Source organism: Pseudomonas fontis (assembly GCF_028656955.1).
In the GTDB taxonomy this organism is placed as follows: domain Bacteria; phylum Pseudomonadota; class Gammaproteobacteria; order Pseudomonadales; family Pseudomonadaceae; genus Aquipseudomonas; species Aquipseudomonas fontis.
In genome coordinates this window covers 1-26,740 of the sequence record NZ_JAMDGY010000044.1, presented here as the reverse complement: position 1 = coordinate 26,740, position 26,740 = coordinate 1, and the positions used below count along the sequence as shown (strand labels likewise).

Annotated in this window: 21 protein-coding genes; 13 read left to right on the top strand and 8 right to left on the bottom strand. The window is 63.3% G+C overall.

Going from position 1 to position 26,740, the window contains the following annotated elements:
* The first annotated feature begins 188 nt into the window (after nucleotides 1–188).
* Complete coding sequence (locus M5G11_RS15455) at nucleotides 189–1,175, top strand: hypothetical protein (protein ID WP_273913636.1); 987 nt, start codon at nucleotides 189–191, stop codon at nucleotides 1,173–1,175.
* 96 nt (nucleotides 1,176–1,271) lie between these two features.
* On the opposite strand, the gene M5G11_RS15450 is transcribed toward M5G11_RS15455, so the two are convergent.
* Nucleotides 1,272–2,087: a gamma-glutamyl-gamma-aminobutyrate hydrolase family protein gene (locus M5G11_RS15450; protein ID WP_273913608.1), complete on the bottom strand. Its 816-nt coding sequence runs from the start codon at nucleotides 2,085–2,087 to the stop codon at nucleotides 1,272–1,274.
* Between the two features lie 412 nt (nucleotides 2,088–2,499).
* On the opposite strand from M5G11_RS15450, the gene M5G11_RS15445 reads away from it, so the two are divergent.
* The gene (locus M5G11_RS15445) at nucleotides 2,500–2,793 is read left to right on the top strand and encodes a hypothetical protein (protein WP_273913607.1); all 294 of its coding nucleotides are present in this window, start codon (nucleotides 2,500–2,502) and stop codon (nucleotides 2,791–2,793) included.
* Nucleotides 2,794–2,862: 69 nt separating this feature from the next.
* Here M5G11_RS15445 and M5G11_RS15440 read toward each other — a convergent pair whose 3' ends face one another.
* From M5G11_RS15440 to M5G11_RS15415, 6 genes are all read right to left on the bottom strand, one after another.
* Nucleotides 2,863–3,651, bottom strand: a complete 789-nt coding sequence (locus M5G11_RS15440; protein WP_273913606.1) for an amino acid ABC transporter ATP-binding protein — start codon at nucleotides 3,649–3,651, stop codon at nucleotides 2,863–2,865.
* A gap of 22 nt (nucleotides 3,652–3,673) precedes the next feature.
* On the bottom strand, nucleotides 3,674–4,915 hold the full coding sequence (locus M5G11_RS15435; protein ID WP_273913605.1) for an NAD(P)/FAD-dependent oxidoreductase: 1,242 nt from the start codon (nucleotides 4,913–4,915) through the stop codon (nucleotides 3,674–3,676).
* A gap of 24 nt (nucleotides 4,916–4,939) precedes the next feature.
* Nucleotides 4,940–5,650 (bottom strand): ABC transporter permease, encoded by a 711-nt coding sequence (locus M5G11_RS15430; protein ID WP_273913604.1) that lies wholly within the window; start codon nucleotides 5,648–5,650, stop codon nucleotides 4,940–4,942.
* A complete protein-coding gene (locus M5G11_RS15425) occupies nucleotides 5,647–6,366 on the bottom strand; it encodes an ABC transporter permease (RefSeq protein WP_273913603.1) in 720 nt (239 codons plus the stop codon). The genes M5G11_RS15430 and M5G11_RS15425 overlap by 4 nt, the downstream gene beginning before the upstream one ends.
* 124 nt (nucleotides 6,367–6,490) lie before the next feature.
* Entirely contained in the window at nucleotides 6,491–7,249 is a 759-nt protein-coding gene (locus tag M5G11_RS15420; RefSeq protein WP_273913602.1) for a transporter substrate-binding domain-containing protein, read from the bottom strand.
* 34 nt (nucleotides 7,250–7,283) lie between these two features.
* Nucleotides 7,284–8,153, bottom strand: a complete 870-nt coding sequence (locus M5G11_RS15415; protein WP_273913601.1) for a MurR/RpiR family transcriptional regulator — start codon at nucleotides 8,151–8,153, stop codon at nucleotides 7,284–7,286.
* 148 nt (nucleotides 8,154–8,301) lie between these two features.
* Between M5G11_RS15415 and M5G11_RS15410 the strand changes: the two genes are divergently transcribed.
* The 8 genes from M5G11_RS15410 (at nucleotide 8,302) to M5G11_RS15375 (ending at nucleotide 22,163) form a co-directional block, all read left to right on the top strand.
* Nucleotides 8,302–9,315, top strand: a complete 1,014-nt coding sequence (locus M5G11_RS15410; RefSeq protein ID WP_273913600.1) for an Ldh family oxidoreductase — start codon at nucleotides 8,302–8,304, stop codon at nucleotides 9,313–9,315.
* 233 nt (nucleotides 9,316–9,548) lie between these two features.
* Nucleotides 9,549–10,751: an amino acid aminotransferase gene (locus M5G11_RS15405; protein WP_273925310.1), complete on the top strand. Its 1,203-nt coding sequence runs from the start codon at nucleotides 9,549–9,551 to the stop codon at nucleotides 10,749–10,751.
* Nucleotides 10,752–10,945: 194 nt separating this feature from the next.
* Entirely contained in the window at nucleotides 10,946–12,223 is a 1,278-nt protein-coding gene (locus M5G11_RS15400; protein WP_273912341.1) for a serine/threonine transporter, read from the top strand.
* Between the two features lie 159 nt (nucleotides 12,224–12,382).
* A complete protein-coding gene (tpx, locus tag M5G11_RS15395) occupies nucleotides 12,383–12,883 on the top strand; it encodes a thiol peroxidase (protein ID WP_273912342.1) in 501 nt (166 codons plus the stop codon).
* A gap of 295 nt (nucleotides 12,884–13,178) precedes the next feature.
* On the top strand, nucleotides 13,179–14,477 hold the full coding sequence (locus M5G11_RS15390; protein ID WP_273912343.1) for an MdtA/MuxA family multidrug efflux RND transporter periplasmic adaptor subunit: 1,299 nt from the start codon (nucleotides 13,179–13,181) through the stop codon (nucleotides 14,475–14,477).
* Nucleotides 14,474–17,572: an MdtB/MuxB family multidrug efflux RND transporter permease subunit gene (locus M5G11_RS15385; RefSeq protein ID WP_273912344.1), complete on the top strand. Its 3,099-nt coding sequence runs from the start codon at nucleotides 14,474–14,476 to the stop codon at nucleotides 17,570–17,572. The genes M5G11_RS15390 and M5G11_RS15385 overlap by 4 nt, the downstream gene beginning before the upstream one ends.
* A complete protein-coding gene (locus M5G11_RS15380; RefSeq protein WP_273912345.1) occupies nucleotides 17,569–20,679 on the top strand; it encodes an efflux RND transporter permease subunit in 3,111 nt (1,036 codons plus the stop codon). Before M5G11_RS15385 ends, M5G11_RS15380 begins: the two co-directional genes overlap by 4 nt.
* Nucleotides 20,676–22,163: an efflux transporter outer membrane subunit gene (locus tag M5G11_RS15375; RefSeq protein ID WP_273912346.1), complete on the top strand. Its 1,488-nt coding sequence runs from the start codon at nucleotides 20,676–20,678 to the stop codon at nucleotides 22,161–22,163. The genes M5G11_RS15380 and M5G11_RS15375 overlap by 4 nt, the downstream gene beginning before the upstream one ends.
* A gap of 145 nt (nucleotides 22,164–22,308) precedes the next feature.
* Here the strand turns inward: M5G11_RS15375 and M5G11_RS15370 are convergent, their stop codons facing one another.
* Nucleotides 22,309–23,187, bottom strand: a complete 879-nt coding sequence (locus tag M5G11_RS15370; RefSeq protein ID WP_273912347.1) for a LysR substrate-binding domain-containing protein — start codon at nucleotides 23,185–23,187, stop codon at nucleotides 22,309–22,311.
* A 98-nt stretch (nucleotides 23,188–23,285) separates the two neighbouring features.
* On the opposite strand from M5G11_RS15370, the gene M5G11_RS15365 reads away from it, so the two are divergent.
* From M5G11_RS15365 to yiaY, 3 genes are all read left to right on the top strand, one after another.
* On the top strand, nucleotides 23,286–23,726 hold the full coding sequence (locus M5G11_RS15365) for a PACE efflux transporter (RefSeq protein WP_273912348.1): 441 nt from the start codon (nucleotides 23,286–23,288) through the stop codon (nucleotides 23,724–23,726).
* A gap of 184 nt (nucleotides 23,727–23,910) precedes the next feature.
* Complete coding sequence (gene ilvA, locus M5G11_RS15360; protein WP_273912349.1) at nucleotides 23,911–25,473, top strand: threonine ammonia-lyase, biosynthetic; 1,563 nt, start codon at nucleotides 23,911–23,913, stop codon at nucleotides 25,471–25,473.
* A gap of 81 nt (nucleotides 25,474–25,554) precedes the next feature.
* Nucleotides 25,555–26,703 carry an L-threonine dehydrogenase gene (gene yiaY / locus M5G11_RS15355; RefSeq protein WP_273912350.1) on the top strand — a complete coding sequence of 383 codons (1,149 nt, stop codon included), beginning with the start codon at nucleotides 25,555–25,557 and terminating at the stop codon, nucleotides 26,701–26,703.
* Nucleotides 26,704–26,740: the final 37 nt, after the last annotated feature.

Sequence of the window (26,740 nt, the reverse complement as noted above, 5' to 3'; positions counted from 1 at the left end):
CTGCCGTCAGGCTGCGCTGGGGACTGATGGGGCTCGCGAAAGCGGCGCCTGCGTCGCAGGCGAGCGCAGCCTGGCGGCAGCGGCTACAGAAAATGTGCCGCCTATACTGAGGATTCCAGGCTGCCTCAAAGGGGCTCGCGAGCGTGAACCGGCATTCCCTGCTGTACCCGCTGCTGATTGCCGTCCTGATGCTGCTGGGCGCCTGTGCCAGCAAACCGCGTGTTCCCGAAGCACCACCCGCCGTGCTGTCCGAAGCCGCCTGGCAGCAAGTCGACCGGGACATCGTCGACGCCTCGCACGGCGTGGTCGGCTCGGTCCAGGATTACGCCCGGCGCTCCATGAAGGTCTGGCGCGAACGTGTGCAGCAACGCACCGAGGAAGATTTCATCCCCTGGTTCACCGGCTATTGGACCCAGCAATGGCTGACGCTCAAGGTGGCCTGGTACAAGATCAACGCCAACCAGCAAGGCGGCGAGCCAACGGAAAACCGCCTGGCCCTGTACGTGCAGGAGCAATACCACGATCGCGTGCTGAGCAATGTTGCCAAGGAGATCAACCCGGACCTCATCCGCGAACGGGCCAGCGAGCTGTACGTGCAGTTGATGAAGCAGCAACTGCAAACCATCGCCCAGCGCTACCGGGCCGCGCCCGATCAGTTCGCGCTGCGCCTGAACCGTATTCCCGCCATCAGCCTGGGCCCGCCAGCGGCGCGCAATGCCTCGCTGTACCAGCTCATCCGCGCCGAACCGTTCGTGCAGTTCCCGGCTTACCTGGCGTTGAATGAAAAGATCCGCAAGGCCGCCGCATCGGCAGGCGCCGCGCCCTCGGACAAAGGGCTGTCGTCCGTGGCCAAGAAAGCCAGTGCCAAGCTCGAAGCCACCCTGGCCCCGCGCGGCGCCGCCAGTGCGATAGCTGCTGCGGTGGGTAAAGCCGCCGGGCTGGCGATATCCCTGGCCTCAGCCGGGATCGGCGCGATGATGCATGAAAGCGAACGACCAGAGATGGTCGAGCAACTGCGGGTAATCCTGAATGTCGCCTTGAACGAGGAATGGCAGAGCCTAATGGAGAACCCACTGACTGGAGTGATGGCGGGGGCCTATTATCTTGACAGCCAGGTCGAGGAAAGCCTGGTCAGCGGTGTTCTGCCACCGGGTCATCTACAACCCGCACGGTGATGCCGCAACAGGCTGAAACAAGCACCCAGGCCAAGGTGCCAGTCGTTTTGCAATGGCGAAAACGGCTCCCACTGTTGCAGTGGGAGCCGTTTGCTATCAGGCAGCGGAACTGATTTTCTTCACGCCCTGCGCATTGGCGATCTGCTTGCGGCAGGCGTCGCCAAAGGCTTCGAACATCTTCACCGAGTCCGGGTTCTGCGCGGCTTGCCACTCCGGGTGCCATTGCACCGCGAAGAGGAACGGCGAGAGCTTCGGCGCATGGATCGCCTCGACCAGGCCATCTTCGGCAAAGGCCAGCGCTTCGACGCCTTCGCCGAGGTTTTTCAGGCCCTGGCCGTGCAGCGAGTTGACGCGGATTTCATCAGTGCCCAGCAGCTTCTTCAGCCAGCTGCCATCGGCCAGGCGCACGCCATGCGATGCGCTGTACTGAACGTCCACCGGATCTTCCGGGTTTTCCCGGTGATCGTTGAACTGTGGCTCGACGTAGAGCTTCTGGTAGATATCACCACCCAGCGCGACGTTGATTTCCTGCATGCCACGGCAGATGCCGAAGATTGGCAGGCCACGGGCGATTGCCAGTTGTACCAGGGGGATGTCGAACAGGTCGCGGTTGCGGTCCTGGGCTTTTTCCGGGGTCTGGTTTTCCTGGCCGTAGAGGGCAGGGTCGATGTTGCTGCCGGCACCGGTGAGGTACACGCCATCGGCCATGTCCAGGTACTGTTCGAGGTCTTCGGTCCCGCAGCAGGTCGGGATCAGGAGGGGTACACAGCCTGCGTGATCAACCAGCGGCTTGATGTACTTGTGGGTCATGACCTGATAGTCGTGGCCCTTGCGTTCCTGGGTACCCATGGTCATCAGGACCACAGGTTTGCGAAGGGTTTGTTTCTTATTGCCAATGTTGCTGTTGGGCATATGTCACCTTGGGACAGGCTCGCCTGTCATTGTTGTGCAGGCGCATCGATCCAGCCTGACGCTACCTGAGGTTTCGAGCACTGCCGAGACTGCGCGCGGGCGCCTATTCCCGGTCGAAACCTGTCTCATAGCTTGCCAGAGCCGTTTAATATTTCAAGCGAAGGCAGCAGGGAGACTTGGCATAGTGACTATGCAGCCACGCAATGATGGCCGCTGAACCCTTTAAACAGGGCTCTGCGCTGCGGTTTGGCGAGGTTGGCAGTTCAATATATTTGACGAGCTATACTTCCACTATCCGCCACAGGTCGCTGTCGTCGAGCGGACCCGGACGTCTCCCAGCCTGTGGTGGTGCCGTATCTGAAGTAGCCGGAAGCGAGTCGTCACTCAATCAGCGCTACAGAGGGTGCACACAATGGATATCGTCAGTCTGATCGTTCAGATCATCGCAGGTGTGGTCGGTGGCAACGCTGCCGGCATGAGCAAGCAAGGCATGGGGCCGTTACTCAATTCGATTTTCGGCGGTGTTGGCGGGGTGGTGCTCGGCCAGATCGTCGCGGCCATGACCGGTGAGCCGGGTACTGTGGCTGCGGCGGGCGGAGGCCTGGATATTCCGGGCTTGATCAGCAGCATCATCGGCGGTGGTGCAGGGGGCGCGGTGCTTACCTTCATTGCCGGGTTCATCAAGTCGAAAATGCATCCGCAGTGAGCCCATCGCGGGACCAGCCCGCGCCCACAGTTGCTGTGGGAGCGGGCTGGTCCCGCGATGCTGTTGGGCTCAATGAAGAATCTGTGCCAGGAATCCCTTGGCCCGTGCACTTTGCGGATTGTTGAAAAACGCCTCCGGCGGGCTGTCCTCGATCACCTGGCCACCATCAAGGAACAACACCCGCTGCGCCACCTGCCGGGCAAAGCCCATTTCATGGGTTACGCACAGCATGGTCATGCCGGTGTCCGCCAGCTTCACCAGCACATCCAGCACTTCGGCCACCATTTCCGGGTCCAGCGCCGAGGTGGGCTCGTCGAACAGCATGATTTTCGGCTTCATGCACAGCGCCCGGGCAATCGCCACCCGTTGCTGCTGGCCGCCTGACAACTGGCTGGGGTATTTGCCGGCCTGGTTCTCGATGCCGACCTTGTTCAGGTAGAAGCGCGCCCGCTCTTCGGCTTCCTGGCGCGACAAGCCGCGTACGCTCATGGGCGCCAGGGTGCAGTTGTCCAGCACGCTCATGTGCGGGAACAGGTTGAAATGCTGGAACACCATGCCGATTTCACTGCGCACTTGCGCCGCTGCACGGTGGTTGGCGGCGAGGTCGGTGTCATAGACGCGAATGCTGCCTTTCTCGGCGACCTCCAACTGGTTGATGCAGCGAATCAAGGTCGACTTGCCCGAGCCGGATGGCCCGCACAAGACAATGCGCTCACCTTCGTGAACGGTCAGGTCGATATCGCGCAATACATGGAACTCACCGTAATACTTGTTCAACCCCTGGATATTCACCACGACGTTGCGTGGGTCGGGCTGGGCAACAGGCAGCGGCGTTGCAAGGCTGAGGCTGGCGGTCATGTTGTTGTTCTCCCGCAGGGTTTCAGTTGAAACGATCGGCGCTGTAGGGCGCAGGGTCGGTGAAGGGCGTGGCACCGGTCATCATTTCCGCCAGCAGGCGGCCGCTGACCGGGCCCAGGGTCAGGCCGTGGTGGGCATGCCCGAAGTTGAACCACAAGCCTTTGTGCTGACCGGCCGGGCCAATCACCGGGCGCATGTCCGGCAGGCACGGGCGCCGGCCGAGCCACGGCTCGGGGTCGATGCGCGGGCCCAAGGGGAACAGCTTGCGAGCTACCGCTTCGCAGCGTTTGAGCTGGATTTCATTGGCCGGGTCGCCGCTGGCGGCGAATTCGATGCCGGTGGTCAGGCGAATGCCCTGGGCCATAGGCGCCAGGACGAAGCCCGCCTCGACATCACAGAGCGAATGCTTGAGCTCGGCACCTGCCTGCGCCTGGTAGTGCATGTGATAGCCACGCTTGATCTCCAGCGGGATCCGGTAGCCCAGCGGGCGGAACACCTCGCCCGCTTGCGGGCCCAGCGCGATGACCACGTCTGGCGCGGTGACCGGGCCCTGGCGGGTATCGACCTGCCAATCGCCTGCCACCTGGCGCAGGCTGCGCGCATCGCCATGGATGAACTGCCCACCGCGTTTGACGAACAACGCCGCGTAGCCACGGGTCAGGCCGCCGGGGTTGCTGACGGTCTTGGGGTCGAGCCAGTGGATGCCGCCTACCGCGTCGCTGCCCAGGGCGGTTTCACGGGCATGCAGTTGCTGGCGGTCGAGTACCTCGTATTTCAAGCCATAGGGCGCCAGCGCATGGGCATCCGCCACGGCCTGCTTGAAGCCTTCGGCATTGCGATACACCTCGATCCAGCCGCTGGCGCGGACCAGCGAGCCCAGCTCGGCGGCCTCGATCAGCGCGTCGTGCTCCTCAACGCAGCGCTCCACCAGCGGCAGCATCGCCCGGGTTGCGTTGGCGAGCGGCGCTGGCGCGGAGTTCTGCCAGTACTTGAACAGCCATGGCGCCGACTTGGGCAGGTACTGCCAGCTGTAGCGCACGTCCGAGCGTTGATTGAGGCCATAGCGCAGCAGCTTCGACAGCTCACGCGGAAAGGCATAGGGGATCACGCTGGAGCGCTCGATCAACCCGGCATTGCCGTGGCTGGTGCCGCTGCCGGGTTCGTCGCGGTCGATCAGGATGACCTTGCGCCCGCGCGCTTGCAGGTGCAGCGCAGTGCTGACGCCGACGATACCGGCGCCTAGAACGATGGTGTGGCAATGCATGGAACAATCCTCGGCGGTGACGGCTTAGCGCAGGTGGCGGCCCAAGCGGGCTTCGATGTGTTTGAGGCTGCGACGCACGATTTCGACGATCAGCAGGTAGAGCACGGCGGCCCACAGGTAGATCTGGAAATCGAAGCTGCGCGAGAACGCCAGCTTGGTCACGCCCATCAGGTCGTAGATGGTCACCAGCGAAGCAATCGCGCTGGCCTTGATCATCAGGATCAGTTCATTGCCCAGCGGGCCGATGGCGACGATCAGCGATTGCGGCAGGATCACCTTGAAGAAGGTGGTCGAGCGCTTGAGGCTCAGGGCCTTGGCCGCTTCGTATTGCCCCGGCGCAACCGCCAGCAGGCTGCCACGGAAGATTTCCGCCTGGTAGGCGGCGGTGTTCAGGGTGAACGCCAGCAGGGTGCAGAACCAGGCATCGCGGAAGAACCACCAGAGGCCGACGTCCTGCCAGAAGCTCTTCAGCGAGCCGAGCCCGTAATACAGCAGGAACAACTGGGCCAGCAGCGGCGAGCCACGGAAGAAATAGATGTAGCCGGCGGCCAGGCGTTGCAGCAGTTGGCTTTTCGACATGCGCGCCAGGGCCAGCAGCAGGCCCAGTACGGCGCCGAGGGTGAAGGAAATCGCCACCAGCTTGCCGGTCACCAGCAGGCCATCGACAAAGCGCGGGCCGTAGCGTTCCAGCAGCTCGGGGTTGACGAACATTGCCAGCAGATCGTCGAAAGTCATGGGCGGGCGCTCCGCAGGTGGCGGCTGAAGTGCTGTTCGATAAAGGCAAATACCCGCCCGGACAGCGCCGAGAACAGCAGGTAGCCCAGGCAGGCCACGCCGTAGAAGAACATTGGCTCCTTGGTGACGCTGACCGCGAGGTTGGTCTGGCGCATCAGGTCGACCAGGGAAATGGTCGATACCAGCGAGGTGTCCTTGAGCAGCGACAGCCAGTTGTTCGACAGGCCGGGCAGGGCGATGCGCACCAGTTGCGGGAAGACCACCTTGCGGAATGTGGTGGCCTTGCTCAGGCCCAATGCCGCCGAAGCTTCGTATTGGCCCTTGGGCACGGTCTTGAAGGCGGCCAGCCAGATTTCGCTGGAAAAGGCGGCGAATACCAGGCTGAAGGCGATCATGGCGGCGAGGAAGGTGTTGATCAGCACTTCACCTTCATAGCCCATGGCGGCGAGGATCTTCTGTGCGGCGATCTGGCAGCCGTAGTAGATGATCAGCAGCGTGAGCAGTTCCGGCAGGCCACGAAACACCGTGGAAAATACCGTGGCGGCGGCGCGCGGGAAGCGTTTTGGCGAGCGGGCGGCGAGGGCCACGCCCAGGCCCAGTGGCAGGCCGATGGGCAGGCAGGCCAGGGCCAGTGACAAGGTCACCAGGGCCCCGGCCAGCAGGGCCTGGCCCCAGCCACCGCTGGCGAAGGAAAGCAGGGACAGTTGATCGAGCATGATCTGAAAGCTCCGGTGGCCCTATCGCACTGTGGGAGCCGGCCTTGCCGGCGAAGCAAGGCAACGCCTTGCCCCAAGAGGACTGTGGCGTGGCCGTTCGCCGGCAAGGCCGGCTCCCACAGGGTTACTGGTAGATATCGAAGTCGAAGTAGCGACTGGCGATCTTCTGGTAGGTGCCGTCGGCGACGATGGCGTCCAGTGCAGTATTCAGGCGCTCGCGCAGGGCTTCGTCGTCCTTGCGTACGGCAATCGAGGCATCGGCGCGGGTGCCATTCACATCACCCAGGGTCTTGCAGCAGTCCTTGCCGGCCTTGCCCAGCCACTCCAGCAACGGGAACTTGTCGGCAATCACCCCGTCCAGGCGACCGGCCGCGAGGTCCGCGTTGGCTTCATCCAGGGTCGGGTACAGCTTCACGTCGGCGCCGGCCTTGCCATAGACATCCTCGGCATAGATCGCCTGGGTCGAGGAGGCTTGCGCACCCACGGTGTACCCCTTGAAGTTGGTTTGCGCGTCGGTGATCTCGCTGTCCTTGGCCACAGCCACGGACAACGGGGTCTTGTAGTAGTGGTTGGTGAAGGCGATCTTCTTGCGGCGCTCTTCGGTATCGATCATCGAGGCCACCACGGCGTCGTACTTCTTCGCCATCAATGCCGGAATGATGCCTTCCCAATCCTGCGCCACCAGGGTGCACTGGACCTTCATCTGCGCGCACAGGGCGTTGGCGATGTCGACGTCAAAGCCATGCAGCTTGTTGTCCGAGTCGACAAAGTTGAACGGTGGGTAAGCGCCTTCAGTGGCGATCTTCAGGGTCTCGGCCTGAACGGCAGTGGCGCCGGCGAGCAGCAGGGCGCAAGCGCCTGCGAAGCGGAGGACGGGTTTCATGGTGCACCTCGATCTGTTGGTGTTTGCACTCTTGCTATTGTCTGTTCGACGACGTGTAGCCGACGAACTCGTTGTGTAGAGCGGCAGTTGCTTCCAAGCGTTTTTCAACATCCGGTCCAAGCTTCTTGCAGACCTCGTTGACCATCAGGTGTACCCACGACAGCATCGTCGCGGTGGACTCCCAGAACAGATTGAATTCGGTGGGTATGCGAAAGACCTCGTCCGCGTGGGCGTCGGCCCAATCGCAGAAGGTGTCGGTAACCAGTGTTACCGGGATGCCCGCCTCACGTGCCTTGCGACACAGGTTCAGGGCATGGCGCGAATAGCGGCGGGCTTCGAACACCACCAGCGCGCAGTCGGCCGGGTCACTGAGCAGCACTTCGCCAAAATGCCCGGCACTGCCATCGACCACCTGCACGCCGTCGCGCAGGTATTGCAGCAGGTGGGCCATGCACTGGGCGATACCGCGCTCGGTCTGGAAACCGGCGATGAACACCTTGCGCCGCTGCGCCAGGCGCTGGCTGACGGTTTGCCAGGCGGGCGTGCGGCTGTATTCGTAGACCCGCACCAGCGCCGCGACTTCCTGTTCGAGGCTGCGGGCGATACCGGCGTCATCCTTGCCGTGCTCCTGGCGGAATTCTTGCAGACGATCTCCGACCAGCCAGGGGCCGTCACCGAGGTCGTCCTTGAGGTCGTGTTTGAGGGCCTTGAGGTGCTCATAACCCAGCGCGCGGCAGTAGCGCCCGACGCTGGACTCGCTGACGCCGATTTTTGCCGCCAGGCTTGCCGAGGTTTCAAACGGCAGGTCGGTTAGGTTGGCGAGCATGTAGGTGGCGATCCTGCGCCCCGAAGCCGATGCATCCTGCAGGCTGTTTTCCAGGCGTTGCTTGATCGGTGGGTGCATGGGTGATTCTCGGCGGCGATGGCGCTGGAAACAGAAAATGAATCTTTTCTGTCATCAAGTCAACAATTGACAGTTTGCTGTCAAACAGATGAAAGTCGGGGCATTGCCCATGCTGTTGCCTACTCCAATTCCAATAAGGGAGCTTCAGATGTCCGCACCTGTTCATCATTTGCCGTTTGCTGATCTTGAAGTGCTGTTGCAGCAGATTTTCGAACGTCATGGCACCTCTGCCGAGGTCGCCCGCAGCCTTGCCTACAACTGCGCCAGCGCCCAGCGTGACGGGGCGCACAGCCATGGCGTGTTCCGTATGCCGGCGTATGTTTCAACGCTCAACAGTGGCTGGGTGGATGGCAAGGCGCAGCCGCAGGTCGAGGATGTCGCCAGCGGTTATGTGCGCGTGGACGCCCAGGGCGGCTTCGCCCAGCCGGCGCTGGCGGCGGCGCGCGAGTTGCTGGTGAGCAAGGCGCGCAGTGCCGGGATCGCCGTGCTGGCGATTCACAATTCGCACCATTTCGCGGCGTTGTGGCCGGATGTCGAGCCGTTTGCCGAGGAAGGCCTGGTGGCGTTGAGCGTGGTCAACAGCATGACCTGCGTGGTGCCCCATGGGGCGCAGCAGCCGTTGTTCGGCACCAACCCGATTGCCTTTGCCGCGCCGTGTGCCGGCAATGACCCGATTGTCTTTGACATGGCGACCAGCGCCATTGCCCATGGCGATGTGCAGATAGCCGCACGCAAGGGCGAATTGTTGCCCGAGGGCATGGGGGTGGACAGCGCTGGTGAGCCGACCTGTGACCCCAAGGCGATTCTGGCGGGCGGCGCGCTGTTGCCGTTCGGCGGGCACAAGGGCTCGGCACTGTCGATGATGGTCGAGCTGCTGGCGGCGGCGCTGACCGGTGGCAATTTCTCGTTCGAGTTTGATTGGTCGCAGCACCCGGGGGCAAAGACGCCGTGGACCGGGCAGTTGATCATCGTGATTGACCCGGCCAAGTCGGTGGGCAACCGCTTTGCCGAGCGCAGCCGCGAACTGGTACGGCAGATGCAGGCGGTCGGCTTGCAGCGCATGCCGGGCGAGCGGCGTTTCCGTGAGCGCGAGCTGTCGGCGCGAGAAGGGGTGATGGTCACGGCCGAGGAGTGGGCGGGGTTGCAGGCGTTGGCCGGTTAACCACATTGGCCTTGTTCATGCGTTTGTAGCCGCTGCCGTCAGGCTGCGCTGGAGTCCGTAAGGGCTCCCCAAAGCGACGCCTGCGTTGCAGGCGAGCGCAGCCTGACGGCATCGGCCACCGTTGCAAGCCTGCAAGCACCCGTTGCAGCACAGGTCATGTTCCTGCGCGCCCGCTACAGGTATCCTCAGCGGCATCTTTGTCCGAACTGTCCTGACCCAAGGAGTTGCGCGCTGTGTTCAAACATGTCGATGCCTATGCCGGCGATCCGATTCTCTCCCTGATGGAGACCTTCAAGGCCGATCCGCGTGCCAACAAGGTCAACCTGAGTATCGGTCTGTATTACGACGCCGCCGGTGTGGTACCGCAGCTGGCCGCCGTTGGCGCAGCCGAGAAGCGCCTGGCCGAGCAACCACACGAAGCCTCGCTGTACCTGCCGATGGAAGGCCTGGCCAGCTACCGCCAAGCCATCCAGGCCCTGCTGTTCGGCGCTGATCACCCAGCTGTCAGCGACGGGCGCGTGGCCACCGTGCAAACCGTTGGCGGCTCCGGCGCACTGAAAGTCGGTGCCGACTTCCTCAAGCGCTACTTCCCCGATTCGCAGGTCTGGGTCAGCGATCCGACCTGGGACAACCACCGCGCAATCTTCGAAGGTGCGGGCTTCAAGGTCCATACCTACCCGTACTTCGACCAGGCCAGCCGCGGCGTCAACGTGACCGCCATGCTGGAAAAACTGGGCACTTTGCCGGCCAACAGCATCGTGCTGCTGCACCCGTGCTGCCACAACCCGACCGGTGCCGACCTGACCCAGGCGCAATGGCAGCAAGTGATCGAGGCGGTCAAGGCGCGCAAGCTGATCCCGTTCCTCGACATCGCCTACCAGGGCTTTGGTGAAGGCCTGGCAGAAGACGCCTTCGCCATTCGTGAAGTCGCCCGTGCCGGCGTGCCGTGCCTGGTGAGCAACTCGTTCTCGAAGATCTTCTCGCTGTACGGCGAGCGGGTAGGGGGCCTGTCGGTGGTCTGCGATGACAGCGCCACCGCGCAAAGCGTCCTGGGCCAGCTCAAGGCCACCGTGCGCCGCAATTACTCCAGCCCGCCAGCCTTTGGCGCCCAGCTGGTGGCTGCCGTGCTCAGCGATGCCGGCCTGAACGCCCAGTGGGAAGCGGAAGTGGAGAAAATGCGCCTGCGCATCCTCGACATGCGCCAGGAACTGGTCAACGCGCTGAACGTGTTGCTGCCAGGGCAGAACTTCGACTTCTTCCTGACCCAGCGCGGCATGTTCAGCTACACCGGTTTCAGCGTCGAGCAGGTCCGTCGCCTGCGTGACGAGTTCGGTGTGTACCTGATCGACAGCGGTCGGGTGTGCATGTCGGGTGTACGTCCAGACAACCTGCAACAGGTTGCCCAAGCGTTTGCGGCCGTGCAGAAAACCGCGTAACGCCGCTGTGGGGGCCGGTATTGCCGGCTCCCACCGTCCTCCCCGGAAAAGGTGCAACCGCTCCTCGGTGAGGGCTTCCAAAGTGCAACCAACCGGCGCACAATCCAGCCCCTCTTTTATGGCTGGGTTGCGGTGACGCGTCTGTTTCGCCACTCCCAGCCCTGTTGCAGTCTTGCGAGTGGAGTTGCACCCGGATGAATGAGCAGGCCCCGAGCGTTGCACAACGCCTCGATTCGACCCCCGTCGCCCTCGGCGCATGGGACCGTCAGGACACCACCTGGATGCTGGGCCTGTTTGGCACGGCCATCGGCGCCGGAACCCTGTTCCTGCCCATCAATGCCGGCCTGGGTGGCTTCTGGCCGCTGTTGATCCTGGCCTTGCTGGCCTTCCCCATGACGTACTACGCACACCGCGGCCTGACCCGCTTCGTGCTTTCCGGGCGTGACGGCGCCGACATCACCGATGTCGTCGAAGAGCACTTCGGCCTCAAGGCCGGTGCCCTGATCACCCTGTTGTACTTCTTCGCGATCTTCCCGATTCTGCTGATCTACAGTGTCGCCCTGACCAACACGGTCGGCAGCTTCATGGAGCATCAGTTGCACATAGCGCCACCGCCGCGGGCCATTTTGTCCTTCGTGCTGATTCTCGGCCTGCTGGCCATCGTGCGCTGCGGCGAGCAGGCCACCGTCAAGGTCATGAGCCTGCTGGTCTACCCGTTCATCGTGGCCCTGGCCTTCCTTGCGGTGTTCCTGGTGCCGCACTGGAGCGGTGGCATTCTCAGCACCGCAACTGAAATGCCGTCCGGCTCGGCTTTCCTGCACACCTTGTGGCTGGCGATCCCGGTGATGGTCTTCTCGTTCAACCATTCGCCGATCATCTCGGCCTTTGCCGTTGACCAGAAGCGCCGCTACGGCGTTAACGCTGAACAGCGCAGCAGCCAGATTCTCGGCCGCGCCCACCTGTTGATGGTGGCCATGGTGATGTTCTTCGTGTTCAGTTGCGTACTGACCCTGAGCCCGGCGCAACTGGCCGAAGCCAAGGCGCAGAACCTGTCGATCCTGTCGTACCTGGCCAACCACTTCAGCAACCCGACCATCGCCTTTGCCGCGCCGTTGATTGCCTTCATTGCCATTGCCAAGTCGTTCCTGGGCCACTACATCGGTGCCAGCGAAGGCCTCAAGGGCCTGGTCCTCAAGAGCGGCAAGCGCCCGAGCGCGAAAGCCCTGGACCGCATGACGGCCGGCTTCATGCTGGTGATCTGCTGGATCGTCGCGACCCTCAACCCGAGCATCCTCGGCATGATCGAGACCCTCGGTGGCCCGGTGATTGCCGCGATCCTGTTCCTGATGCCGATGTACGCCATCCGCCGTGTGCCGGCGATGCGCAAATACAGCGGGGCGATGTCCAACGTGTTCGTCGTGGCCGTTGGCCTGGTGGCGATTTCCGCGCTGGTGTACTCGCTGCTGAGCTGATGCCTGACAGCCCAGGTGCCGCTTTCGGTGCCTGGGCAATTGCCGTTGCCCACAAAACTTGTCTGGCAATTCAACAATTTATGCGCAAGGCATAGGTTGTACGCAACTTTCATGCTTAACTCTGGGTCCTTTACTCACCCCCGCATAAGGACTTCGTTCATGTCTCAAGTGACCCTCAAAGGCAACCCGGTTCAAGTCAACGGCGAGCTGCCAAAAGTTGGCGCCCAGGCCCCGGCGTTTTCGCTGGTTGGTGCTGGCCTGGCTGACGTGACGCTGCAAAGCCTTGCCGGCAAGCGCAAAGTGCTGAACATCTTCCCAAGCGTTGATACCCCGACCTGCGCTACGTCGGTGCGCACCTTCAACAAGAAGGCTGGCGAGCTGAACAACACTGTTGTGCTGTGCATCTCCGCTGACCTGCCGTTCGCCCAGGCGCGCTTCTGCGGCGCTGAAGGCCTGGAAAACGTCCAGAACCTGTCCACCCTGCGTGGTCGCGAGTTCATCGAGAACTACGGCGTTGCCATCGCCGACGGCCCGCTGGCCGGCCTGACCGCACGTGCTGTCGTGGTGCTGGACGAGAGCGACAAGGTGCTGCACGTGGAGCTGGTAAAAGAGATCGCCGACGAGCCGAACTACGAGGCTGCCCTGGCTGTCTTGAAGTAATCGCAACGCTGTACCCTGTGGGAGCTGGCCTTGCCAGCGATGCAGGCAGCACGCATGCCATGACACCCCGCCGAGCCCATCGCTGGCAAGGCCAGCTCCCACAGGCGGGTGTTTATTCGGGTATTGCGTGAAAAAGTGCGTAAAGTTGTAACGGCCTGGCCTTAGTCCAGGCCTTTTTTATTTATAGTTCAGCACTTTGCCAACGTCAGCTCTAGGTAAATAGCCGGTAAAGGCGCTTTGCTAAAACCGCTCTGTTGCTTATCGTTCAGCCTCCTCAAAAGATTCCTTTCGCACAATGGTCGATCAACCCATGCAATCCTCCGGTTCCCGTCATACCCGTCGCTGGCTTACAGGCCTGCTGATCCTGCTGCTGATTGCTGGCCTGTGCTGGTGGCTTTGGCCGGCCAAGACAGCGCACGCGCCAGCCGCCGGCGCAGCGGGCAAAGGCGGGCCTGGGGGTGGTCGGCCCGGGTTTGGCGCCTTTGCCGGGGCGGTGCCTGTGCGCGTCTCGCCAGCAACCGTTGGCGACTTCCCGCTGTACTACAAGGCGCTGGGCACGGTCACCGCGACCAATACGGTCAACGTGCGCAGCCGCGTGGCTGGCGAGCTGGTGAAGATCTACTTCCAGGAAGGGCAGCGGGTGAAGGCCGGTGACCTGCTGGCAGAGATCGACCCGCGCAGCTACCAGATCGCCCTGCAGCAAGCCGAAGGCACCCTGGCGCAAAACCAGGCGCAGCTGAAAAACGCGCAGATCGACTTCGAGCGCTATAAAGGCCTGTACGCCGAAGACAGCATCGCCAAGCAGAAGGTCGACACCGCAGAAGCGCTGCTTGGCCAGTACCAGGGCACTATCAAGACCAACCAGGCGGCGGTCAACGACGCCAAGCTGAACCTGGAATTCACCAAGATCCGCGCACCGATCAGCGGCCGCCTCGGCCTGCGTCAGCTCGACCTGGGCAACCTGGTGGCCGCCAACGACACCACCGCACTGGTGGTGATCACCCAGACCCAACCTATCACCGTGGCCTTCACCCTGCCGGAAACCAACCTGACGCCCGTGCTGACGCGCTTCCGTAGTGGCGCGCAACTGCCTGTGGAAGCCTGGGACCGTGGCGATACGCAGAAGCAGGCTGACGGCGTACTGCGCAGCCTCGACAACCAGATCGATGTCACCACCGGCACCCTGAAATTCAAGGCGTTCTTCGACAACCAGAGCGAAGTGCTGTTCCCCAACCAGTTCGTCAACGTGCGCCTGCTTGCCGATACCCTCAAGGGCGTCGTATTGGCCCCTTCGGCCGCGATCCAATTCGGTACCGACGGCACCTTCGCCTACGTGATGGAAGGCGACACCAAGGTGCGCATCCGCAACCTCAAGGTTGGCGCCAGCGATGGTGATCACACCGTGGTTACCGAAGGCCTGGCCAGTGGCGACCGAGTCGTCCTGGAGGGCACTGACCGCCTGCGCGACGGCAGTGACGTCGAAGTGGTCAACGACAGCAGCGACGTGCCGACCACTCCCGGCCAGCATTTGCAGGGCCAGGACAAGAAAGATGTGTCGGCCACCGACGCCAAGCCGGTAAAGGCTGACGCATGAACCTCTCGCGGCTGTTCATCCTGCGCCCGGTGGCGACCACACTGAGCATGCTGGCCATCGTCCTGGCCGGCCTGATCGCCTACAAGTTGCTGCCCGTGGCCGCCTTGCCCCAGGTCGATTACCCGACCATCCGGGTCATGACGCTGTACCCCGGTGCCAGCCCGCAGGTCATGACCAGCGCGGTGACGGCGCCGCTTGAACGCCAGTTCGGGCAGATGCCAGGGCTGACCCAGATGGCCTCGACCAGTTCTGGCGGCGCCTCGGTGCTGACCCTGCGCTTCAGCCTCGAAATGAACATGGACGTCGCCGAGCAGCAGGTCCAGGCCGCGATCAACGCCGCCACCAACCTGCTGCCAAGCGACCTGCCGGCGCCGCCGGTGTACAACAAGGTCAACCCGGCCGACACCCCGGTGCTGACCCTGGCGATCACCTCCAAGACCATGTTGTTGCCCAAGCTCAACGACCTGGTCGATACCCGTGTCGCGCAGAAAATCGCCCAGATCAGCGGCGTCGGCATGGTCAGCATCGCCGGCGGGCAGCGCCAGGCTGTGCGAATCAAGGTCAACCCGGAGGCGCTGGCGTCTGCCGGCCTCAACCTTAGCGATGTGCGCACGCTGATCGGCGCGTCCAACGTCAACCAGCCCAAGGGCAACTTCGATGGCCCGACCCGGGTATCGATGCTTGATGCCAACGACCAGCTGCGTTCCCCCGAGGAATACGCCAACCTGATCCTGGCCTACAAGAACGGTGCGCCGCTGCGTTTGAAGGATGTCGCCGAGATCGTCGACGGCGCCGAGAACGAGCGCCTGGCCGCCTGGGCCAACCAGAACCAGGCCGTGTTGCTGAATATCCAGCGTCAGCCGGGTGCCAACGTCATCGAAGTGGTCGACCGGATCAAGACCCTGCTGCCGACCATCACCGACAACCTGCCAGCCGGCCTGGACGTGGTCGTCCTCACCGACCGCACCCAGACCATTCGCGCCTCGGTCAAGGACGTGCAGCATGAGCTGCTGATCGCCATCGTGCTGGTAGTGATGGTTACCTTCGTGTTCCTGCGCCGCTTCAGCGCCACGATCATCCCCTCGATTGCCGTGCCGCTGTCGCTGATCGGCACCTTTGGGGTGATGTACCTGGCGGGTTTCTCGATCAACAACCTGACGCTGATGGCCCTGACCATCGCCACGGGCTTTGTGGTCGACGATGCCATCGTCATGCTGGAGAACATCTCGCGGCATATCGAGGAAGGTGAGACTCCGATGCAGGCGGCGCTCAAGGGCGCGCGGCAGATCGGCTTTACCCTGATCTCGCTGACCTTCTCGCTGATCGCGGTACTGATCCCGCTGCTGTTCATGGCTGATGTGGTCGGCCGGCTGTTCCGCGAGTTCGCCATTACCCTGGCGGTGGCCATCCTGATTTCCCTGGTGGTTTCGCTGACCCTGACGCCGATGATGTGCGCGCGCTTGCTCAAGCGTGAGCCAAAAGAGGAAGACCAGGGCCGCTTCTACCGCGCCAGCGGTGCCTGGATCGACTGGCTGATCGGGCACTACGGCCGCATGCTGACCTGGGTACTGCGCCATCAACCGCTGACCCTGCTGGTGGCGATCGCGACCATGGGCCTGACGGTGGTGCTGTACCTGATGGTGCCCAAGGGCTTCTTCCCGGTGCAGGACACCGGGGTGATCCAGGGCATCTCCGAAGCGCCGCAGTCGGTGTCGTTCGCCGCCATGAGCCAGCGCCAGCAAGAGCTGAGCGCGATCATCCTCAAGGACCCGGCCGTGCAAAGCCTGTCGTCCTACATCGGCGTCGATGGCGACAACGCCACGCTCAACAGCGGCCGCGTGCTGATCAACCTCAAGCCGCACAGCGAACGTGACATCACGGCCACCCAGGTGATCGACCGCTTGCAGCCGCAACTGGACAGATTGGTCGGTATCCGTCTGTTCATGCAGCCGGTGCAGGACCTGAGCATCGAAGACCGCGTCAGCCGCACGCAGTACCAGTTCAGCCTGTCCTCGCCGGACGCCGAGCTGCTGTCGCTGTGGACCGGCAAGCTGGTCGATGCCTTGCACGAGCGCCCGGAGCTCAAGGACGTTGCCAGCGACCTGCAAGACAAGGGCCTGCAGGTCTACCTGGCGATTGACCGCGACGCAGCCAGCCGTCTTGGGGTCAACGTCGCCGATATCACCAACGCCCTGTTCGACGCTTTCGGCCAGCGCCAGATCTCGACCATCTACACCCAGGCCAGCCAGTACCGCGTGGTATTGCAGGCGGCTGCGGCGGCGAACATCGGCCCGGAGGTGCTTGACCAGATCCACGTCAAGACCACCGACGGCGGCCAGGTCCGGCTGTCGAGCCTGGCCCGCGTCGAGCAGCGCCAGGCGCAGTTGGCGATAGCCCATATTGGCCAGTTCCCGGCGGTGATGATGTCGTTCAACCTGGCCGAGGGCGTGTCCCTGGGCGAGGGCGTGCAGGTGATCGAACAGGTACAGAAAGACATCGGCATGCCATTGGGTGTGCAGACGCGCTTCCAGGGCGCGGCCGAAGCCTTCCAGGCTTCGCTGTCGAGCACCTTGCTGCTGATCCTCGCGGCGGTGGTGACCATGTACATCGTGCTGGGCGTGCTCTACGAGAGCTACATCCACCCGATCACCATCCTCTCGACCTTGCCATCGGCGGCGGTGGGTGCCTTGCTGGCGTTGCTCCTGAGTGGCAATGACCTGGGCATGATCGCGATCATCGGGATCATCCTGCTGATCGGTATCGTCAAGAAGAACGCCATCATGATGATCGACTTCGCCCTGGAGGCGGAGCGGCATCAGGGCATGGACCCGCAGACCGCCATCTACCGCGCGGCCATGCTGCGCTTCCGGCCGATCCTGATGACCACGCTGGCGGCGCTGTTCGGCGCCATTCCGCTGATGCTGGCCAGCGGCTCGGGTGCCGAGCTGCGCCAGCCGCTGGGCCTGGTGATGGTTGGCGGGTTGCTGCTGAGCCAGGTGCTGACGCTGTTCACCACGCCGGTGATCTACCTGTACTTCGACCGCCTGGCACGCCGCTGGCGTCGTCAGCCTGACGCACAACAGGCTGACGCATGAACCTTTCCGGACCCTTTATCCGCCGCCCGGTAGCGACCATGCTGCTGAGCCTGGCAATCATGCTGCTGGGCGGTGTCAGCTTCGGCTTGCTGCCGGTTGCACCGTTGCCGCAGATGGACTTCCCGGTGATCGTGGTGTCGGCGAGTTTGCCCGGCGCGAGCCCGGAGGTCATGGCGTCCACGGTGGCGACGCCGCTGGAGCGTTCCCTGGGCAGCATTGCCGGGGTCAACACCCTGACCAGCCGTTCCAGCCAGGGCTCGACCCGGGTGATCCTCGGCTTCGACCTGGGCCGCGACATCGACGGCGCGGCCCGCGAGGTGCAGGCGGCGATCAATGCCACGCGCAACCTGCTGCCCAGCGGCATGCGCAGCATGCCGACCTACAACAAGATCAACCCGGCGCAGGCGCCGATCATGGTCTTGTCGCTGACTTCCACGGTGTTGCAGAAGGGCCAGCTGTACGACCTGGCCTCGACCATCCTGTCGCAAAGCCTGTCGCAAGTGCCGGGGGTCGGCGAGGTGCAGATCGGCGGCAGTTCGTTGCCGGCCGTGCGCATCGAGCTCGAACCGCAACTGCTCAACCAGTACGGGGTCAGCCTCGACGAGGTGCGCCAGACCATTGCCAATGCCAACCAGCGTCGCCCCAAGGGCTTTATCGAGGACGAGCAGCGCAGCTGGCAGGTACAGGCCAATGACCAGTTGGAGAAGGCCAAGGACTACGAGCCCCTGGTGATCCGCTACCAGGACGGCTCGGTGCTGCGCCTGAGCCATGTGGCGAAGATCACCGACGGCGTGGAGAACCGCTACAACAGCGGCTTCTTCAATGACGAGCAGGCCGTGTTGCTGGTGATCAACCGCCAGACCGGGGCCAACATCATCGAGACCGTGGCGAAGATTCGCGAGCAGTTGCCGGCCCTGGAAGCGCTGATGCCGGCGAGCGTCAAGGTCGATGTGGCCATGGACCGTTCGCCGGTGATCAACGCCACGCTGAAGGAGGCCGAGCACACCCTGCTGATCGCGGTGGCGCTGGTGATCCTGGTGGTGTTCCTGTTCCTTGGCAACCTGCGCGCCTCGCTGATCCCGACCCTGGCGGTGCCGGTGTCGCTGGTGGGGACCTTCGCGGTGATGTACCTGTGCGGGTTCTCGCTGAACAACCTTTCGCTGATGGCGCTGATCCTCGCGACCGGCCTGGTGGTGGACGACGCCATCGTGGTGCTGGAGAACATTTCCCGGCATATCGACCAGGGCATGTCGCCGATGCGCGCGGCCTTCCTCGGGTCCAAGGAAGTGGGCTTCACGCTGCTGGCGATGAACGCCTCGCTGGTGGCGGTGTTTGTCTCGATCCTGTTCATGGGCGGGATCGTCGAGTCGCTGTTTCGCGAGTTCTCGATCACCCTGGCGGCGGCGATCATCGTTTCGCTGGTGGTGTCGCTGACACTCACGCCGATGCTCTGTGCGCGCTGGCTCAAACCTCACCAAAGTGGCGAGCAGACCCGCCTGCAACGCTGGAGCGAAGGCCTCAACCAACGCATGATGGCCGGCTACGACCGCGCCCTGGGCTGGGTGCTGCGCCATCGGCGCCTGACCTTGGCGAGTTTGCTGGTGACCATCGTGGTCAATGTGGCGCTGTATGTGGTGGTGCCCAAGACCCTGATGCCGCAGCAGGACACCGGCCAGTTGATGGGCTTTGTGCGCGGCGACGACGGCCTGTCGTTCGCGGTGATGCAGCCGAAAATGGAAATCTACCGGCGCGCCTTGCTCAAGGACCCGGCGGTGGAGAGCGTGGCCGGCTTTATCGGCGGCAACAGCGGCATCAACAACGCCATGGTGCTGGTGCGCCTCAAGCCGATCAAGGAACGCAAGGAGTCGGCGCAGAAGATCATCGAGCGCCTGCGCAAGAACATGCCCAAGGTGCCGGGCGGGCGGCTGTTCCTGATGGCCGACCAGGACCTGCAGTTTGGTGGCGGCGGTCATGACCAGAGCAGTTCGCAGTTCCTCTACACCTTGCAGAGCAGTGACCTTGCCGCGCTGCGGACCTGGTACCCGAAAGTGGTGGCGGCGTTCAAGGCGCTGCCCGAGCTGACCGCTATCGATGCCCGCGAGGGCAGTGGTACCCAGCAGGTGACGCTGGTGGTCGACCGCGATCAGGCCAAGCGCATGGGTATCGACATGAACATGGTCACCGCCGTGCTCAACAATGCCTACAGCCAGCGGCAGATTTCGACCATCTATGACAGCCTGAACCAGTATCAGGTGGTGATGGAGATCAACCCGAAATACGCCCAGGACCCGCGTTCGCTCGAGCAGATCCAGGTGATCACTGCCGATGGCGCGCGCGTGCCGCTGTCAGCCTTCGCCCGTTACGAAAACAGCCTGGCCGAAGACCGCGTCAGTCACGAAGGGCAGTTTGCCTCCGAGGACATCTCCTTCGACGTTGCCGAAGGCGTCAGCCAGGACGTCGCCATGGCGGCCATCGAGCGCGCGGTGGCGAAGGTCGGTTTGCCGGAAGAAGTGATCGCCAAGCTCGGTGGCACCGGGGACGCCTTTACCAAGAGCCAGCAGGGTCAGCCGTGGATGATCCTCGGCGCGCTGCTGGCGGTGTACCTGGTGTTGGGGATTCTCTACGAGAGCTACATCCACCCGCTGACCATTCTCTCGACCTTGCCGTCGGCCGGGGTCGGCGCGTTGCTCACGCTGTACGTGGTAGGCAGCGAGTTCAGCCTGATTTCGTTGTTGGGGCTGTTCCTGCTGATCGGGGTGGTGAAGAAGAACGCCATCCTGATGATCGACCTGGCGTTGCAACTGGAGCGCCACGAGGGCATGAGCCCTGAAGAGTCGATCCGTCGGGCCTGCCTGCTGCGTTTGCGGCCGATCCTGATGACCACGCTGGCGGCGATCCTTGGTGCCTTGCCGTTGCTGCTGAGCACTGCCGAAGGCGCCGAAATGCGCCAGCCGCTGGGCCTGACCATCATTGGCGGGCTGGTCTTCAGCCAGATCCTTACGCTTTTCACCACTCCGGTGGTTTACCTCTACCTGGACCGCCTGCGCCATCGCTTCAACCGTTGGCGCGGAGTGCGGACCGATGCTGCCCTGGAAACTCCGCTATGACCGAACATCCAATGCCCGCCGAGCGCTCGTTGCAGCGCCTGTTCAGCGCCCGTGGCTCGCGCCTGCTGAGTGCCAGCCTGTGCGTGCTGATGCTCAGCGCCTGCACCCTGAGCCCGGACTACCAGCGCCCGGAGATGACTACGCCAGCGCAGTTCAAGCAGGCTGAAGGCTGGACCCAGGCCAACCCGTCCGATGCCCTGGCCAGGGGTGCCTGGTGGGAGTTGTATGGCGATGCGCAGCTCAACAGCCTGATCGAGCAGCTCAATGCCAGCAACCAGACTGTCGCGCAGTCCGAAGCCCAGTACCGTCAGGCACTGGCGTTGGTCAACAGCTCGCGCGGCGCCTTGTTCCCGAGCCTGGACCTGAAGGCCGGCAAGACCCGCTCAAGCCAGGGCACCGGGAGCAGCAGTTCCAGCCTGAGCAACAACAGCAGCGGTATTCGCGACACCTACAGCACCACCCTGGGGGTGAGTTGGGAGCTGGACTTGTGGGGCAAGCTGCGCGATGGCCTCACAGCCAATGAAGCGAGTGCAGAGGCCAGCTTTGCCGACCTGGCCTCGATTCGCCTGAGCCAACAGTCGCTGCTGGTGCAGAATTATTTGAAGTTGCGGGTGATGGATGAGCAGAAGCGCTTGCTCGAGGCCACAGTGGCGGCTTATGAGCGCTCGCTCAAGCTGACCCAGAACCAGTACCGCGCCGGTGTGTCTGGCCAGGATGCAGTGGCCCAGGCGCAGACCCAGCTCAAGGGCACCCAGGCCGACCTGATCGACCTGGTTTGGCAGCGTGCGCAATTGGAGAACGCCATTGCGGTACTGATGGGCAAGGCCCCCGCGGAGTTTTCCCTGGCGCAAACCGAGGACATTCCTACCTTGCCGCAAGTGCCGAGCGCCTTGCCGTCGCAGTTGCTTGAGCGCCGTCCCGACATCGCTTCGGCAGAGCGCAAGGTGATGTCGGCCAACGCCAGTATTGGCGTCGCACGTGCGGCGTATTTCCCGGACCTGACCTTGAGCATGAGCGGTGGCTACAGCAGTAGCAGCTTCAAGGACTGGATCAGCCTGCCGAACCGTTTCTGGTCGGTGGGGCCGCAGTTGGCCATGACCTTGTTCGATGCCGGCAAGCGTTCGGCGGAAGTGGACCGCACGGTGGCGGTGTATGACCAGACCGTGGCGCAGTACCGCCAGGCGGTGCTGGATGGGTTCCGCGAGGTGGAGGATTACCTGGTGCAGTTGCGGGTATACGAGGACGAGGCGCAGGTGCGCGCTGAAGCCCTGGTTGCTGCGCGGGAGTCGCTGCGCCTGACCGAGAACCAGTACAAGGCCGGTTTGATCGACTATCTGGATGTGGTGAACGTGCAAACCACGGCGCTGAGCAACGAGCGCAGTGTGTTGACCTTGCGCCAGGGGCAACTGGTAGCCAGCGTGCAGTTGATTGCCGCGCTGGGTGGCGGCTGGGATGGACAGCTGGAGGCAGAGCCCAAGCCTTGATGGGAGCAACTGTCGTGCACACCTTTTGTAGCCGCTGCCGACAGGCTGCGCTGGAGCCCGTGAGGGCTCCCAGGGGCTGCGCCTGCTATGCAGGCGAGCGCAGCCTGACGGCAGCGGCTACAGCGAATGATTGCGCAACAATCACCTAGATCAAGTTCGCCAGCCAATCCATGAAAGCCCGCACCGCAGGCTCGCGCTCCCGGCCCGGCACGCACACGGCCGCGTAGTGTGCCGCCGGCAGGCGAATATCTTCGCGCCACGGCACCAGCAGCCCACGCGCCAGGCTGTCCGACACCAGCACATTGCTCGCCAGCACCAGCCCATGCCCGGCCATCGCCGCCTGCAAAGCATACTGCTCGTCATCGTAGCCATGACGAATCGCCCGCCCAAGCCAATCCTCATGCCCAGCCTGCGCGCACCAGTGCTCCCAGTCGATAGGCAACTGCGTAGCGGATATCCACGGCGCATCGATCAGTTCCAGGGCGCCGTCAGCCTCTGGCACGCGCCAGCCGGGCGGGGCATACACCGAAAAATGCTCATCGAACAACGGCAGCGCATACAACGACGGGTCCGTGCTGAACGTCGCGCGTATCGCCAGGTCCAGCGAGCTGTCACGGTGCAGGTCGATTACCTGGTTATGGGTCTGCACCCGCACGCGGATCTGCGGATGGCGCCGATGAAACTCGCCCAGCCGAGGTATCAGCCACAGGCTGGCAAACGCGGCGGTGGTCGTCAGGTTCAGTTGCAATGGGTCAGGCTCGCACTGGAACGCCGCCAAGCTCAGGTGAATGTCATGCAACGCGGCATGTACCTGCCGTTGCAACCGCTCGCCATTGGTGTTGAGCAACACACCCTGGCCGGTGCGGGTGAACAGCTGCACGCCGAGTGACGTTTCCAGGGTCTTGATCTGGTGGGAAATCGCCGCGGGGGTGACCACCAATTCATCGGCAGCCGCCTTGAAGCCACCCAGACGGGCAGCGGATTCGAACGCACGCAGGGCAGTCAATGGTAGCTTGGCGAACACGCTGATGAACCAGATTGAGGGTGGCTCAATCTAGCTCAATTGCACCCCTGTCTCAATGCGCCTAGCCTGCCAGGCAGTACCGGATCAGGAGCCACACCATGCAAGGCGCACCGCGCAAGATCGTCCAGGCGGTTCTCTATGAAGCCATTGCCGTGGCCTGCGTCGCCCCGGCACTGGCGCTGGCGTTCGATGAGGGCATGGCCCATTCGACGGCGTTGTCGTTCATCCTCTCCGCCGTGGCCTTGCTGTGGAACATGCTCTACAACGGCGCTTTCGAGTACTGGGAAGCGCGCCAGGCGCAACGTACCCGCACGTTCACCCGGCGCCTGGTCCACGCCTTTGGTTTTGAAGGCGGGCTGGTGCTGATCCTGCTGCCGGTGGTGGCCTACTGGCTGCAGATCAGCCTGATGGCCGCGCTGGCTACCAATATCGCCTTGTTCGCCTTCTTCTTCGTCTACGCCTTCGTGTTCCAGTGGGCCTTCGACCGGGTGTTCGATGTACCGGCTTCCGCGCGCCCTTGCCTGGAAGGCAACGAGTGATTGACTTGCTCAATCGGCTAGGCTAGTTTCGCTGGCATGACGACATTCCTGCACTTGCCACAGCACAGCATTATTACCGCCATTATCAGATTGGCGGGCTAGCTGGCACTTGCACCTAACCCGCCCTGGAGGCGGGTTTTTTCTCTCTGACTCCTGGGCACTACAAAAAAACCAGGAGTCACCGATGACCAGCCTTACCGTTTGCCCCAGCACCCCGACTGCGCCACTGAGCCTGCTGTCGGACTACGTGCGCCGCATTCTTGCCGCTCCGGTATATGACCTGGCCATTGAAACGCCCCTGCAGCCGGCTCGCGCCTTGTCTGAACACCTGGGCAACCAGGTACTGCTCAAGCGTGAAGACCTGCAACCGACCTTTTCCTTCAAGATCCGTGGTGCCTACAACCGGCTGAGCAAGCTGACCCAGGCCCAGCGCGAGTGCGGCGTGATCACCGCATCGGCCGGTAACCACGCCCAGGGCGTGGCGCTGGCGGCGCGGGAACTGGGCATGCAGGCGACCATCGTCATGCCGACCACCACGCCGGAACTGAAAGTCGAAGGCGTGCGCTCCCGTGGCGGTCAGGTGGTGCTGCATGGCGACAGCTTCCCGCGCGCGCTGGCCCATGCCCTGCAACTGGCGCAGAGCGAGGGCGCAACATTCATCCCGCCGTTCGATGACCCGGACGTGATCGCCGGGCAGGGCACCGTGGCCATGGAAATCCTGCGCCAACAGCCGGGCCCGCTGGACGCGATCTTCGTGCCGGTGGGTGGCGGCGGGCTGATCGCCGGGATCGCCGCCTACGTCAAATACCTGCGCCCGCAGGTCAAGGTCATCGGCGTCGAGCCACTGGACTCCAACTGCCTGCAAGCGGCGTTGCAGGCGGGCGAGCGGGTGATCCTGCCGCAAGTCGGCAGCTTCGCCGAGGGCGTGGCGGTGGCGCAGATCGGCGCCCATTGTTTCGAGCTGGCCCGGCATTTCGTTGACGAGGTCATCACCGTGAGCAGTGATGAGCTGTGTGCAGCGATCAAGGACATCTACGACGACACCCGCTCGATCACCGAGCCGTCCGGCGCATTGGCCGTAGCCGGGATCAAGAAATATGTGGCGGCCACGGGCGCCCGTGGGCAGACCCTGGTGGCCATCGATTCGGGCGCCAACGTCAATTTCGACCGCCTGCGCCATGTGGCCGAGCGCGCCGAACTGGGCGAGCAGCGCGAGGCGATCATCGCCGTGACCATCCCCGAGCAGCCCGGCAGCTTCCGCGCGTTCTGCCAGGCACTGGGGCGCCGGCAGATCACCGAGTTCAACTACCGCTATTACCCGGGCAAGGAAGCCCGCCTGTTTGTCGGCGTGCAGACCCACCCGCAGAACGACCCGCGCGAGCAATTGCTGGGCAGCCTGGCCGGGCAGGGCTATGAGGTGCTGGACCTGACCGACAACGAGCTGGCCAAGCTGCATGTGCGACACACCGTGGGCGGCCATGCAGGGCCGGCGGCAGGCGAGGTGGTGATGCGCTTCGAGTTCCCGGAGCGGCCGGGGGCCTTGCTGGGCTTCCTTGAACGGCTGGGCAAGCGCTGGAACATCAGCCTGTTCCATTACCGCAACCATGGCGCCGCCGAAGCGCGGGTGTTCGCTGCGCTGCAAGTTCCGCCTGACGAACGCGCCGACCTGCCCACCGCCCTGGATGCCATGGGTTACCGCTACTGGGATGAAACCGACAACCCTGCGTATCGGCTGTTCCTTGGCTGAGGCGGTTTTGCCCCAGATCAACACGGGGCAGGGCATAGAGGCGGATCCTTTAGGCATGAAACATTGCCTGAGGGATACGCCATGAGCAGCACGTTTTTCATTCCCGCCGTGAACATCATGGGCATCGATTGCCTGGCACAAGCGCTGGACGCGATGGTCGGCTACGGCTTTCGCAAAGCGCTGATCGTGACTGATGAAGGGCTGGCCAAGGCCGGCATTGCCGAGCGGCTTGCCGAGCAGTTGGCCGTGCGCGACATCGATGCGGTGGTGTTCGATGGCGCCAAGCCCAACCCGAGCATCGCCAATGTCGAGCAAGGCCTGGCGATGCTGACGCGTGAAGGCTGCGATTTCGTGGTGTCGCTGGGCGGTGGCTCGCCGCATGACTGTGCCAAGGGCATTGCCCTGTGTGCGACCAATGGCGGGCATATCCGTGACTATGAAGGTGTCGACCGCTCGAGCAAGCCGCAACTGCCGCTGGTCGCGATCAACACCACGGCGGGTACGGCCAGTGAGATGACGCGTTTTTGCATCATCACCGATGAGGCGCGCCACGTGAAAATGGCAATCGTCGACCGCAATGTCACGCCGCTGTTGTCGGTCAACGATCCGGCGCTGATGGTCGGCATGCCCAAGTCGCTGACGGCGGCCACCGGCATGGATGCATTGACCCATGCCATCGAGGCCTATGTGTCGACGGCGGCCACGCCGATTACTGACGCGTGCGCGATCAAGGCTATCGAGATGATCAGCGTCAACCTGCGTCAGGCGGTAGCGGACGGCGAGGATCTGCAGGCGCGGGAAAACATGGCGTATGCGCAGTTCCTCGCGGGGATGGCGTTCAACAATGCCTCGCTGGGCTATGTGCATGCCATGGCGCACCAGTTGGGCGGCTTCTATGACTTGCCGCATGGCGTGTGCAACGCCGTGCTGTTGCCGCATGTGCAGCGCTTCAACGCAGCCGTGAGCGGTGCGCGCCTGCGTGATGTGGCCAAGGCGTTGGGCGTGGATGTAGCGCGGATGGGCGAGGCGGCGGGGAGTGCGGCGGCTATCGATGCCATCGAGCAGTTGAGCCGCGACATTGGCATTCCGGAAGGTTTGGCGGTGCTCGGGGCGCGTCAGGAGGATGTCGCCCTGCTGGCGGTCAACGCGCTGAAGGACGCCTGTGGGCTGACCAACCCTCGGCCGGCTAGCCAGGCGGAGATTGAAGGGATATTTGTCGCGGCCTTCTAGGCGCTATCGCGGGACGAGCTGAACTGGCCTAATGATT

Excerpts from the sequence above, each read along its gene's own strand:
- M5G11_RS15455 (WP_273913636.1), top strand. The coding sequence starts at position 189 with ATGCTGCTGGGCGCCTGTGCCAGCAAACCGCGTGTTCCCGAAGCACCA.
- M5G11_RS15450 (WP_273913608.1), bottom strand. The coding sequence starts at position 2,087 with ATGCCCAACAGCAACATTGGCAATAAGAAACAAACCCTTCGCAAACCT.
- M5G11_RS15445 (WP_273913607.1), top strand. The coding sequence starts at position 2,500 with ATGGATATCGTCAGTCTGATCGTTCAGATCATCGCAGGTGTGGTCGGT.
- M5G11_RS15440 (WP_273913606.1), bottom strand. The coding sequence starts at position 3,651 with ATGACCGCCAGCCTCAGCCTTGCAACGCCGCTGCCTGTTGCCCAGCCC.
- M5G11_RS15435 (WP_273913605.1), bottom strand. The coding sequence starts at position 4,915 with ATGCATTGCCACACCATCGTTCTAGGCGCCGGTATCGTCGGCGTCAGC.
- M5G11_RS15430 (WP_273913604.1), bottom strand. The coding sequence starts at position 5,650 with ATGACTTTCGACGATCTGCTGGCAATGTTCGTCAACCCCGAGCTGCTG.
- M5G11_RS15425 (WP_273913603.1), bottom strand. The coding sequence starts at position 6,366 with ATGCTCGATCAACTGTCCCTGCTTTCCTTCGCCAGCGGTGGCTGGGGC.
- M5G11_RS15420 (WP_273913602.1), bottom strand. The coding sequence starts at position 7,249 with ATGAAACCCGTCCTCCGCTTCGCAGGCGCTTGCGCCCTGCTGCTCGCC.
- M5G11_RS15415 (WP_273913601.1), bottom strand. The coding sequence starts at position 8,153 with ATGCACCCACCGATCAAGCAACGCCTGGAAAACAGCCTGCAGGATGCA.
- M5G11_RS15410 (WP_273913600.1), top strand. The coding sequence starts at position 8,302 with ATGTCCGCACCTGTTCATCATTTGCCGTTTGCTGATCTTGAAGTGCTG.
- M5G11_RS15400 (WP_273912341.1), top strand. The coding sequence starts at position 10,946 with ATGAATGAGCAGGCCCCGAGCGTTGCACAACGCCTCGATTCGACCCCC.
- tpx (WP_273912342.1), top strand. The coding sequence starts at position 12,383 with ATGTCTCAAGTGACCCTCAAAGGCAACCCGGTTCAAGTCAACGGCGAG.
- M5G11_RS15390 (WP_273912343.1), top strand. The coding sequence starts at position 13,179 with ATGGTCGATCAACCCATGCAATCCTCCGGTTCCCGTCATACCCGTCGC.
- M5G11_RS15385 (WP_273912344.1), top strand. The coding sequence starts at position 14,474 with ATGAACCTCTCGCGGCTGTTCATCCTGCGCCCGGTGGCGACCACACTG.
- M5G11_RS15380 (WP_273912345.1), top strand. The coding sequence starts at position 17,569 with ATGAACCTTTCCGGACCCTTTATCCGCCGCCCGGTAGCGACCATGCTG.
- M5G11_RS15375 (WP_273912346.1), top strand. The coding sequence starts at position 20,676 with ATGACCGAACATCCAATGCCCGCCGAGCGCTCGTTGCAGCGCCTGTTC.
- M5G11_RS15365 (WP_273912348.1), top strand. The coding sequence starts at position 23,286 with ATGCAAGGCGCACCGCGCAAGATCGTCCAGGCGGTTCTCTATGAAGCC.
- ilvA (WP_273912349.1), top strand. The coding sequence starts at position 23,911 with ATGACCAGCCTTACCGTTTGCCCCAGCACCCCGACTGCGCCACTGAGC.
- yiaY (WP_273912350.1), top strand. The coding sequence starts at position 25,555 with ATGAGCAGCACGTTTTTCATTCCCGCCGTGAACATCATGGGCATCGAT.